General features: G+C 71.9%; 12 protein-coding genes. 8 read left to right on the top strand and 4 right to left on the bottom strand.

Annotated features, from left to right (window positions below; genetic code table 11):
* Positions 1-19 precede the first annotated feature (19 nt).
* Positions 20-601, bottom strand: a complete 582-nt coding sequence (locus tag ACH9D3_RS14050) for a TetR family transcriptional regulator (protein ID WP_396411411.1) — start codon at positions 599-601, stop codon at positions 20-22.
* A gap of 434 nt (positions 602-1,035) precedes the next feature.
* Here ACH9D3_RS14050 and ACH9D3_RS14045 point away from each other — a divergent pair, with 434 nt between their 5' ends.
* The 3 genes from ACH9D3_RS14045 to ACH9D3_RS14035 all read left to right on the top strand — a co-directional run bounded on the left by ACH9D3_RS14045 (position 1,036) and on the right by ACH9D3_RS14035 (position 5,452).
* Positions 1,036-2,205, top strand: coding sequence for an MFS transporter (locus tag ACH9D3_RS14045; protein WP_396411410.1), 1,170 nt, complete (start codon positions 1,036-1,038; stop codon positions 2,203-2,205).
* A 628-nt stretch (positions 2,206-2,833) separates the two neighbouring features.
* Positions 2,834-3,481 carry a dihydrofolate reductase family protein gene (locus tag ACH9D3_RS14040; protein WP_396411409.1) on the top strand — a complete coding sequence of 216 codons (648 nt, stop codon included), beginning with the start codon at positions 2,834-2,836 and terminating at the stop codon, positions 3,479-3,481.
* 468 nt (positions 3,482-3,949) lie between these two features.
* A complete protein-coding gene (locus ACH9D3_RS14035) occupies positions 3,950-5,452 on the top strand; it encodes an MFS transporter (protein ID WP_396411408.1) in 1,503 nt (500 codons plus the stop codon).
* A gap of 308 nt (positions 5,453-5,760) precedes the next feature.
* Here the strand turns inward: ACH9D3_RS14035 and ACH9D3_RS14030 are convergent, their stop codons facing one another.
* Together ACH9D3_RS14030 and ACH9D3_RS14025 are read right to left on the bottom strand one after the other, a co-directional pair.
* Complete coding sequence (locus ACH9D3_RS14030) at positions 5,761-6,297, bottom strand: SRPBCC domain-containing protein (RefSeq protein WP_396411407.1); 537 nt, start codon at positions 6,295-6,297, stop codon at positions 5,761-5,763.
* The gene (locus ACH9D3_RS14025) at positions 6,294-6,668 is read right to left on the bottom strand and encodes a metalloregulator ArsR/SmtB family transcription factor (RefSeq protein WP_396411406.1); all 375 of its coding nucleotides are present in this window, start codon (positions 6,666-6,668) and stop codon (positions 6,294-6,296) included. Before ACH9D3_RS14025 ends, ACH9D3_RS14030 begins: the two co-directional genes overlap by 4 nt.
* 309 nt (positions 6,669-6,977) lie before the next feature.
* Here ACH9D3_RS14025 and ACH9D3_RS14020 point away from each other — a divergent pair, with 309 nt between their 5' ends.
* The 4 genes from ACH9D3_RS14020 to ACH9D3_RS14005 all read left to right on the top strand — a co-directional run bounded on the left by ACH9D3_RS14020 (position 6,978) and on the right by ACH9D3_RS14005 (position 9,131).
* Complete coding sequence (locus ACH9D3_RS14020; RefSeq protein ID WP_396411405.1) at positions 6,978-7,202, top strand: hypothetical protein; 225 nt, start codon at positions 6,978-6,980, stop codon at positions 7,200-7,202.
* A 563-nt stretch (positions 7,203-7,765) separates the two neighbouring features.
* Positions 7,766-7,936 (top strand): hypothetical protein, encoded by a 171-nt coding sequence (locus tag ACH9D3_RS14015; RefSeq protein ID WP_396411404.1) that lies wholly within the window; start codon positions 7,766-7,768, stop codon positions 7,934-7,936.
* A complete protein-coding gene (locus tag ACH9D3_RS14010) occupies positions 7,933-8,589 on the top strand; it encodes a three-helix bundle dimerization domain-containing protein (protein ID WP_396411403.1) in 657 nt (218 codons plus the stop codon). The genes ACH9D3_RS14015 and ACH9D3_RS14010 overlap by 4 nt, the downstream gene beginning before the upstream one ends.
* Before the next feature lie 143 nt (positions 8,590-8,732).
* A complete protein-coding gene (locus tag ACH9D3_RS14005; RefSeq protein WP_396411402.1) occupies positions 8,733-9,131 on the top strand; it encodes a nuclear transport factor 2 family protein in 399 nt (132 codons plus the stop codon).
* Positions 9,132-9,377: 246 nt separating this feature from the next.
* Here ACH9D3_RS14005 and ACH9D3_RS14000 read toward each other — a convergent pair whose 3' ends face one another.
* A complete protein-coding gene (locus ACH9D3_RS14000; RefSeq protein WP_396411401.1) occupies positions 9,378-9,689 on the bottom strand; it encodes a hypothetical protein in 312 nt (103 codons plus the stop codon).
* A gap of 402 nt (positions 9,690-10,091) precedes the next feature.
* On the opposite strand from ACH9D3_RS14000, the gene ACH9D3_RS13995 reads away from it, so the two are divergent.
* Complete coding sequence (locus ACH9D3_RS13995; RefSeq protein ID WP_396411400.1) at positions 10,092-10,796, top strand: GAF domain-containing protein; 705 nt, start codon at positions 10,092-10,094, stop codon at positions 10,794-10,796.
* Positions 10,797-10,911: the final 115 nt, after the last annotated feature.

Below are 10,911 nucleotides of genomic sequence, written 5' to 3'. Positions count from 1 at the left end.
GCGCATCGCGGACGAGGCGTCAGTCGCGGAGGTGGGCCTGAACCGCGGAGTGGGCCAGACGGCGGCCGACGTCGATGGGCGATGGGGGGCGCCCGCGGAGGAAACCGGTCAGGGTGCCGCTGTAGGCCAGGAGCACCTCATCGGCCAGATCCTGGGCGCGCACTCCGGCGAGAGGGCGGGACAGGTGCAGGAGGCGTTCGGCGAGCAGGGCGGTGTCGCCGGCCAGGACGTCGCCGATCTCCTCCGGTGCCTCGGGAAGCTCGGTGGCGGCAGCCAGGAAGGCGCACCAGCGTGCCGGGTGGCGCTGGTCGCCCCGGTAGGAGGCCAGTGCGTCGAACACCGCGAGCAGCCGCGCCAGGTCGTTGTCGGCCGCCACCACGTGCTGGTCCCAGACCGCCCGCCAGTCCGCGAGCCGGACCCGCAGCGCCTCGGCCACGAGGGCGTCCTTGCTGCCGAAGTGCGTGTACAGGGTGGCCGCGGAGACCTCCGCCTGGCGCAGCAGCTCATCGACGGGGGTGGCCCGGATGCCACGGTCGAACAGCACGCGATCGGCTGCCTGGAGCAGCCGTGCGCGCGCGGGAGTGCGCTGAGCCGTGGTCACCACTTCAGTGTAGGGACCACCGTGTCAGAACGTCCGTTCTGGTGTATCGTAACGAGCGTTATCAACGGCGAAACGTCGGACGGGTGCGATGCGAGCTCGGGCGCTCAGCGGCACGGCGCTGCTCCGCCGCACCCACGGGCCGGCGCGCTTCCGCTACGTGCTTCTGCCCCCCGTTCCGCCGAGGCCTTTCCGATCGGCCCGGTCGTCTCCGGGCTCATCGGCTCTGTGCCTTCGAGGGTGTCGTGCGGTCCGGCGCCACCCCGGAGCCCTGACGAGCCATCGGGGCGGCCTCGCGCTCGGGCGGAGGGTACGAGCTGCTGTCCGGTTCCCGTGCCGCCGGACACCGATGAGCACCCGGGCCGAGCGCATCGTGCCGTCGCACTCACGGGGGCCGGCAGCGGCTCCGGTGCACACCGCGCCATGAAGGGACATCCATGACACTCTCAGCGGGCAGCCGGATCGGTCTGGCCGGGGCGGCGGTGGTCGGGGTCGCCTTCGGCATGGCCCGGTACGCCTACGGTCTGACGCTGCCCGACATCCGGGAAGACCTGGGGCTCTCCGAGCTGGTGCTCGGCCTCATCGCGAGCGCAACGTTCGCGGGCTACCTGGCCGGCCTGCTGCTCGCGGGCCCGCTCGCCGCTCGTCACGGTTCACGGGCTCCGACGACCGTGGGCGGGGTCTGCGGGGTGCTGGGGTCGGTGATCGTGACGGTGGCGCAGTCCCCGTGGCTGCTCGCCGTCGGTGTCGTCCTGGCCGGCAGCGCGGGCGGCTGGGTCTGGGCCCCCTACTCCGACATCGTGACCCGTGCGGTGTCCTTGCGGCAGCAGCCCAGAGCGTTGGCGATCATCACGACCGGCACCAGCGGCGGACTGGTGCTGCTGGGCGGCCTGGCCGTGTTCGCCGCGCTGGGCTCGTGGCGTCTGGTCTGGGCCGGCATCGCCCTGGCCGCCGTGGCCGCCGCGGTCGTGAACCTCCGCCTGGTGCCGCGCACCGAGCCGGCCTCACGCCCGGACGGACAGCCCGGTGCCTCCTCGCTGGCCAGAGCGCTGCGGGTTCCGGGGGCCTATTCCGTCGTCTACTTCGCGGTGGTCGTCGTCTACTTCACCTACGCCGCCGACGTCCTCGACCGCGGCACCCTCCCGGCGGGGGCCGTCCCGGCCCTCTATGCCGCCATCGGGCTCACCGGCATGGTGGGCGTGGCGGCCGGGACCTTCGCGCAGCGCGTGGGCAGTCTGCGGGTCGCCGCGCTGTGCCTCGGAACGGTCGGCGTGGCGCTGGCGCTCCTCGGTCTGGCCGGGGACTCCCTGACCGCGACGGCCGCCTCGGCAGGCATCTTCGGCGTGGGGTACATGACGGGATCGGCGGTGCTCGCGGTCTGGACCGCAGAGCTGGTGCCCGGCCGCGCAGGCGCAGCGTTCACGGCCTGCCTGGTGGTGGGGGCCTTCAGCTCGGTCGCCGCACCGGCCCTGGCCGGTGCGGCGATCCCTGCCCTGGGACTGGGGGCGCTGCTCGTCCTCACCGCGGCGGTCTCGCTGCTCAGCGGGGTGGCGCTGATGCTGCACGGCGCACTGCGAAGGGCGGCGGTCGGCGGCACCGGACCGTGAACGCCAGAGCCCAGCTCGTCCTCGAGAAGCCGGTGATCACCGTGTGCCACCAGCCATCGCCGCACGTCGCAGCGGCCGCTGGAGTCCCGCTACGGTCCCTGGCCGAAGACGTGGCGGAGTCGGTGGTGCCGACGGCGGCCTCGGTCCCCGAAGCACTGGAGGGCCCGCAGGGACAGTCGAGCGGCTGCCGGGCCGGGACGAGGGGACCCTGCGCGATGTGCAGCTGCGCCGGAAGGACCACGACGCCCTCGTCGGCGAGTGCACGATGAGGGAAAGGGCCCGCAGCGCTGTCGGGCGGGCGCACCCAGCGGGTCCTCGACGCCGGCGAGCCGGTTCCCCGCGGCGACGACAGCGTGCCGGCCGGCGGGGGCGAGAAGTGCCTGGCGCACCCGGCGTTCCGGCCCGTCGTGATCGGCCGGCGGGACACTGACGGGCCACCGGGTGGATCGTCCTCCTCGTGCTGGTCGGACTGCAGTGCGGACAGGAGCTCGGGCCTGCCGAGACCGGGCACCAGGGCCCGTACCCATAACGTCATGCCCTCCGACGCCTGACCGCGCCTCATAAACTCGGCTGATCTGGCCTGCAGCAGTCCCCGACACACCCGAAGCCGAGCAGACGGAGCGAGCAGATGACACGGACCCGCATTCACAACCTCTCCATGTCCCTGGACGGTTTCGCGACCGGCGAGGGCCAGTCACTCGACGCGCCCATGGGGCACGCCGGCCAACGGCTGCACGAGTGGATGTTCGCCACCCGCTTCGGCGCCCCGATCCTGGGACGCCAGGGCGGCACCACCGGCGTCGACGACACGTTCGCCCAGCAGCACGAGCCGGGCATCGGCGCCGAGATCATGGGTGCGGGCAAGTTCGGCCCACCGGGCTGGCAGGACGACGCCGACTGGAGGGGGTGGTGGGGCCCGAATCCCCCGTTCCACACGCCGGCCTTCGTGCTGACCCACCGCCCGCGCCCCTCGATCGAGATGGAGGGCGGCACCACCTTCCACTTCCTCGACGCCGCACCGGCCGCGGCGCTCGACGCCGCCCGGGAGGCGGCCGAGGGACAGGACGTCCGCGTCGGAGGCGGCCCGACCGTCGTGCGCGACTTCCTCGCCGCGGGCCTGGTCGACCACATGCACGTGGTCCAGGTGCCGATCGTGCTCGGCCGTGGCGTGCGGGTGTGGGACGGGCTGGAGGCGCTGGAGGAGGAGTACGAGATCGAGGCCGTCTCGGCGCCCAGCGGGGTCACCCACCTGACCTTCGACCGGAGATCCGCATGAGCGGCACTGTCCGGTAATCGACGCACGGAGTCCGGCATGCTGCGCTGAGCAGGGCCGCACCTGGTGCTGAGGGCGAGGGCGCCGCGGCCTCGGGAGTCGGCGGGAACGGGGCACGGCCTGCCCGATGCCCCGACCGCGGCCGGCACCGGACCAGCCTGTCCGTGCTGCCGTCGCGATCCCGCTGCGACGTCTTCCGGATCAGAAGCGCCGTCCGGGTCGGGACGGTGGAGGCGTCCATGCCTGTCTGGCAGAGGCCCCGCCCACCACAGCACCTCCGCCCCGCAGCGACCGGGTCCTCGCCCCGGCGGCGGTACGACGGCGAGCCGTTCCGGACCGGGGGTCTACCCTGGGAAAGCTCTCTGCTCAGTGAAGTACTGCCGGAAGGACTGTGGTTGCGGGATGGACCGTCACGGGCGCTCGGACTCCTGCGCTGCCGCCGACGAGGCGCGATGCCCTGGTGCGGGGCCGGTGGGAGGAGCGGCCCGTGACGCACCGGGCCGCGACACCTCGTCAGCGCAGGACCAGCCCGGAGCGCAGGAGTCCGGCCCGGAGCGTTGGCGGATCCTGGCGGTGCTGCTCGTGGCGATCTTCATGTCGCTGGTGGGGGTGAGCATCGTGAACGTGAGTCTGCCCTCGATCCAGGAGGGGCTGGGCGCCAGCCAGGCCCAGATCCAGTGGGTCCTCTCCGGGTACGCACTCACCTTCGGCGTGGTGCTGGTGGCGGCCGGGCGGGCCGGGGACATCTTCGGCCGCGGCTTCCTGTTCATCCTGGGGGTGGCCGTCTTCACCCTCGCGTCGATGGCGGCCGGGTTCGCCACCGACCCGGTGGTGCTCACCGTTGCCCGGTTCGTGCAGGGCCTGGGCTCCGGGTTGCTCAATCCGCAGGGTGTGGGCATGATCCAGCAGTACTTCCGCGGACCGGAGCGGGGCAAGGCCTTCGGCATGTTCGGCAGCGTGGTGGGCATCTCGGTGGGAGTCGGCCCGTTGCTCGGCGGACTGCTCATCCACCTCGGTGGCCCTGCGGACGGATGGCGGTGGATCTTCTTCGTCAACGTGCCCGTGGGTCTGCTCGCCCTGGTGCTGGCGTTCGTGTGGTTCCCCCGGCCACTGCTGAATCCGCAGCACGGCAGAACGGCCGGGGAGGCACTGCGGAAACTGGATCCCGTCGGCGCTCTCCTGCTGGGTTCGGCGATCCTGGCCCTCCTGCTGCCGTTCATCGAGGCGCGGGCTGCGGCATCGGCCTGGCTGTGGGCGCTGTTGCCGGTCGGTGCTGCACTGCTCATGACGTGGACGCTGTGGGAGCGCCGGTACAAGGCCGGCGGCCACAGTCCGATGGTCGACCTGGCGATCTTCCGGGTCCGCAGCTTCTCCAACGGAACGACCCTGATCGGGCTCTACTTCCTCGGTGTCACCAGTGTGTGGGTGCTCCTCGCCCTGTACATGCAGCAGGGGCTCGGACACACCGCGCTGGAGAGCGGCCTGATCGGACTGCCCAACGCCGTCGCCAGCGCGTTCGCAGCCAACTGGGCCGGCCGGCACGTGCTCCGTCTCGGCCGGAAGGTCGTGGTGGGCGGGATGCTCAGTGTGCTGCTCGGCCTCGCACTGAGCGTGCTCGTCATCGCCCTGGAGGACCGCGGGATCGGCAGCGAGTGGTGGCTCCTGGCCACCCTCACCTTCGTCGGGCTGGGGCAGGGTGCGGTGGTGAGCCCCAACCAGACCCTCACCCTGGCCGAGGTCCCCCTGGAGTACGCCGGCAGTTCCGGTGGGATCATGCAGACCGGTCAGCGCATCGGCACCTCCATCGGCATCGCCGTCATCACGGCGGTGTCCTTCACCGTGCTGCCCCGAGCGGACTGGGCTCAGGCCATCGTCGTCGGATTCGGGCTGATCGGGCTGATCCTGCTCAGTGCCCTGGCCGTGGGCGTCGTCGACCTGCGCCACCGGCAGAAGAACAGTCCCGTTCCGGCCTGAACCGTAGAGGCTTCTCCGCCGCCTGCACCCGGATGGCGCCTCCGCCCGGAACCTGGTGCTCCGGGCGCAATGGACGACCCCTGCCGACACCAGCACGGACCGCACCGAGCAGGCCACCACGTCCCTCACACGACCAGGCCCACCGGCCTCACGCGTCCGTGACGATGATCCGCTTGCCGGCACCTCACCGGACCACCGGTCCAGCGGTCCACCTTGCGCCGCTCAGCCGGCCGTCGGCCACGGACGGACCGGCAGCTGATCGGGCAGCCCGTGGCCTGCGGCCGGACCCGTGACCGCACGTCGGCCGGTCACGGCTGCTCGGGCGCGGCCGGGAAGCGTTGCTCGTATGCCGGGACCAGGGCGGGGTAGTAGTCGCGCTCGAAGTCGATCGCGGCGACGTCCCCGCCCGTCTCGGCCGCCACGAGCCGGTCCAGGTAGTAGTCCCAGCCGGGCCCGATGTTGTGCGCCCACTCCGGTTTCGGCAGGATCTGGCCGAAGTGCAGCGTCGTGCCGCCACCGTCCTCGGTGAGGCGGATCTCCACCCTCCAGTCGTGGTCCTGCCCATCGAGGCCCTCGCCGCGTGCGCGCGTGCGCAGCAGCCGCGGGGGCTCGCAGGCCTCGATGTGGTGCACCTCCTCCGGCATGCCGTCCTCGGCGGTCATCCGGAAGGTGACGCTGCCGGAGGCCGGGTCGCCGGTCCAGGTGCCGATCCAGCGCCCGAGGCGATCGGACTCCGTGACGGCGGCCCACACGTCCTCGACGGGGGCGTCGAAGTGGCGGGTGAGCACGATCCAGTCACCGTCCTCGCGGGTCTCGGGCCGGCCGGTGGCCTGTGGTGTCGTCATCCTGCATCCTTCCTCTCGGTGCGCGGCTGCCGGGCCTGCCGGTCAACGGCGCGGTCACGGGTGGTGCGGCGGACCTCGAGGTCCAAACCGTCCAGGACGTGCTCCGGGATCCGTGGCGTCCGGTCGCTGAGCTCCTCCAGAAGGGTGGCGACCGGTTCCAGGGCGGAGGGCACCAGCACGTAGTGGCGTTCACGGCCCCGCGTGGTCCCGGCCACCAGGCCCGCGTCACCGAGCACCTTCAGGTGCCTGCTGACCGCCGGGCGACTGATGTCGTGATCGGCCGCGAGGTCGACCACCCGCGCCGATCCCTCGGCCAGTCGCCGCAGCAGGTCACGCCGCACCGGGTCCCCCAGGGCCATGAACACGTCCACGACACTTATGGTAACCAACCGGTTACCAATGTGCCAGGGGTCGGGGACAGGGTCACCGCGGGGCCTGCCCCCCGGAGGCAGCAGCGACCGGGGCCGCTGCGCGCTTCTGCAGGTGTCCCAGTGCTCGTCCCGGCCATCGGGCGTCGTGTGCACCAGGGTCAGCGCCGGGCCCGTGCTGGTCGGGGAGAGCCGCCCCTCCACCACGGAGTGGGACCCTTCGGAGCCCCAGTCGGTCCGCGCGGCCACCTTCGGCCCACACCGCCGGATCCGACCCGAGGCGTTGTCGGTGACGCTGACGCCTCCCCCGTCGTGCAGCTCACCGCCCACGCCCCCTACCCGCGCGGCGAGTCCTTCGCGCGTCGTCATCGCCGGCCACAGCCGTTCTGGTTCAGCCCCGAGCTCCCCCTCGACGTGCACGGCACTCCCCGGTTCTCCGTCGAAGGGTTCGTGGCTCAGTGCCCGGTGACCAGCAGCAGCGGTCACGAGGACCGGGACGGGGGACAGAGTGGAAAGCGCGAGGGTCAGCAGCCCTGAGCAGCAAGCCAGGCGGTCATCCGGACGGTTCGACGCAACGGGTCGTCGCGCCGCGGAACGCAGGCCGTCCTGGCCGGATTGAACCTGGAACGGTCGAGCAACTCCCGCGGCTCGACGGCCGCTGTCGGACCACGTGCCGACCGTGACCCCTCTCGGCGTCGCGCACTGGATGCCGATCCACCCGACCACCATGGGGGCCGCCCAGCGGTGGTCGCTGACATTCCCACACTCGACGGGTATGGCACCCGCGACGTGCCACTGTTCGTCCCAGTCACGTGACATGCGTCACTTTCTGTCCATCCGGTGGTCACCTGAAGGTCATCACCGGGACGCACACTGGGACTGTGCCGGCACGATGCCAGTGCCAGGACAGGGCCCATCGGGCGAAGCCCGCCTGCGCCCCTCGTGGTCCTGGAACGGTTGTCACGGGGAACCGGATTGTGGCGGGTCGCCGCAAGGTGCTGGCACACCACGACTATGTCGCACCGGCAGCTCCGTGCAGCGGAGTCGCCGTGGCGGCCGGAACGAGAAGCCGTGATGGGCAGTCAGCCCAGGGGGATGCCATGACCGAGCAGGAGATCGATCTGCAGGACCCGCGGGGACTGCACCGGGCCGCCGAACACCTCACCGACCGGGACCCCGGGTTCGCAGCCGAGATCGAGGCCCCGGCCCAGGCTCTGCGGCCGGACAGCACCGCCAGCACCGTGACGGACCCACGTCAGGAGCCGGCATGAGCGAGCCCACCGAGCCCACTGCTCCGGCCGAGGCGGCTCAGCCCCTGGACACCCGGGTGCTGGCGCGCACCGTGGAGCATCTGGCCGAACGCTACGCGGGGGTGTTTCCTCCGGAGCTGGTCGAACGGGTCGTCTTCGAGTCGTACGCGACGCTGGCCCGTACGGCGAGGGTGCGCACCTATCTCGCCTCGATGGCCGGGCACTTCGCCGACAACCGGCTGGCCGCCCTGGCCCACGCCAAGGACCGGGACGCTTCAGGGGTCGTGCAGGTGTTGTTCGTCGGCGTGCACGACACCGGGCCGGCGCAGATCGCCGCGGCGCTGCTGGCTCACTATGCCCAGGACACCGTGGAGGTGCGCTCGGCCGGAGTCCTCCCCGGGCCTGCTGTGGATCCCCGGGCGCTGGAGGCACTGGCTGCGCGCGGTGTGGAGGCGGGGCAGGTGTATCCGAAGCCGGTGACCGATGACGTGGTGCGCGCCGCCGACCGGGTGATCACCTTCGGGTCTCCGGACGCCGTGGCGGTCTACGAGCACACCGTTCACCAGCACTGGGACGTGGCCGACCTCCAGGACGCAGGCCCGGAACAGGTCGAGGCCGTCGTGCAGGAGCTCGACGACCGGGTCCGGGCCCTGTGGGCGGAGCTGCAGGGCTGACCACGTACGGCAGGGCCGAGCAGGGCCACGTGTACGCACGACGTGCTCGAACGGTCGCAGGAGCAGGGGGCGGGTGATGCATCCGGCCACGAGAACCGGACTGCGCCGGTGACGAGCTCGGCCGCGGCAGGGGACGCCTGCACGTGATCAGGCAGTGGTCGGAGGCGTTCAACGCCCACGACGCCGTCGGAGTCGCCGCCCTGTATGCAGAGGACGCCTGCGTCAGCCACCCGTCCTACAGGGAGCCGCTGCAGGGGCGCAAAGCCGTCCAGGACGACACCTTGGCCTACATGATCGCGGTGCCCAACGTGACCTCCGAGCTGACGCGGATCGTGGGCGACCAGGACTGCGTGGCGGCGGAGATCACGATCTCCGGAGTTCACGCCGGTCCCCTCGTGCCGGCCACCGGGAATCTCCCGCCGAGCGGACGCCGGGTGCGGTTCCCGCTGGCGTTGTTCTGCCGGTTCGGGCCCACAGGCCGGATCGTCGAGGAACACCGCTATGACGACGCGCCGGATCTCCTCCGCCAGCTCCCCCACTGACGACCCCAGCGACGACCGCGCCAGCTGCTGGGCGCCCCAGCACCCTGGGCATACGCGCCGTCCAACAGATCCGGACCGCGAGGCCGGCAGGAACTGATCCATGACCCGCTGGAACAACGAGTGGCGCACCCCAGTGGGCGGCATCCGCGTCGCACGATCCCGGGAACAGTCCCGTACACGGTCATCCTTATGGCAGCTCACAGGTGCGGCGCGTCACGTCACGCTCCGCATCGACGGATGCGGACATCAGGACCGGCCCCCGGGCTTGCCCCAGGACATGGCGCCGAACACCTCGTCGGACTGTCCCAGGAACTCCACGTCCGCCCGCGCCAGCAACGCGCCGGGGGCGTAGTCATCGGCCTCGCAACGCACCGGCACGAGCGCCTGGTGCGGGGCGTACTCGTAGTCGATGCACAGCACCAGCTCGCCGGCGCGCAGCTTCAGGCCGGGCCGGTCTGCGAGCATCCGGTAGCGGCGCAGCCGGGCAGGGGTCTTCTCGGAGGCCGATCCCGCTGCGCACACGGGGTCGGCCTGGGTGAAAGTGCTCAACACGCTCATGGCGGGTGACCTCCTGGACAGCAGTTCTCCCGGAAGGGACCGTCCGGGGGGGTGACGCGCTCCATCGGTCGTCCGCCTTCAACAGTAGAGAGGCAGCCCCTGACCGGGAAGCTGTGCGCGGGTGAACATCAGGGGTCAGCCGGTGTCGTGCACGGCACCGTGGACCCCTGCTGCGGCGGCGTCACCGGCAGGCGCCTGTCGGCCGGACCCCACGAATCTTCCCCTACCACCTGGCGCGGGATCGCCCGCCCGCCGGACGACGTGGGGATGTGCTTTGGCCAAGTCCGGCCCCGGTGCTGTCGGCGCCACGGCCTGGGAGGACAATGGTGGTGTCGGCAGGCGGGAGGCCTGCCCGGAGGGCAGGCCGCTTCCAGGGCTGACGGGCTTGTCGGAGGAGTACTGATGGAACCGGATTCGCCCCTGGCCGGGCTCGACCCCGCTCTGGCCCGTGTGCAGGGCGTAGTCCTGCAGGCGGCCACCGCCGCCGAGGCCGTGGACCGGCTGGTGGAGGTGGCCCAGGAACTGATCCCCTTGGCGGCCGGGGCGGGGATCAGCCTCGTCGACGAGGACGGGCAGTGCACCACGGCCGCGGCCACCGATGAGGCGGTGGTGGCGGCCAACGCGCTGCAGTTCGAACTCGGGGCCGGACCGTGCCTGCGCGCCTGGGACACCGTGAGCCCGCAGTACGTCGCCGACACCGCCACGGATCCCCGGTGGCCGGTGTGGGCCCGGGCGGTGGCCGAGGGGGGCCTTCGTTCGGTGCTCAGCGTTCCGCTGGTGGTCGAGGGTCACGAGATCGGAGCGCTGGAGGTCTATGCCACCGAGCCCCACGCCTTCACCGACCACGAGGAGCACCTGCTGGGTCTGCTCGCCGGCCCGGTGGCGGTGCTGCTCGGGGTGGACCGCATCCGGCGCGGCACCAGCACTTTGCAGGAGGCCGTGTCGGATCGGGATCGGATCGAACGCGCCGTGGGCGTGCTGATGGAACGCCGGAACCTGCCGGAAGCCACCGCCCGCACCAGCCTGCTGGACACCGCCCGCGACCAGCGTCAGACCCTCGCCCAGACCGCCGACCACGTTCTGAAGGACCCCGGACCCGAACCATGATCGGCAGGCTCTCCGCGCCGGGGACGGTCAGCCGGCATGGTTCCGGTCACCGAGGTGGCGGCAGGCACGGTGGGCGCCTGATCGAAGCCCATGTTCCCGTGTCCGGCAGATCCGC

It is taken from the genome of Kocuria kalidii (assembly GCF_044462225.1).
GTDB lineage: Bacteria > Actinomycetota > Actinomycetes > Actinomycetales > Micrococcaceae > Kocuria > Kocuria kalidii.
The sequence above is the reverse complement of the archived record's forward strand: the minus strand, read 5'-3'. Positions and strand labels throughout refer to the sequence as shown.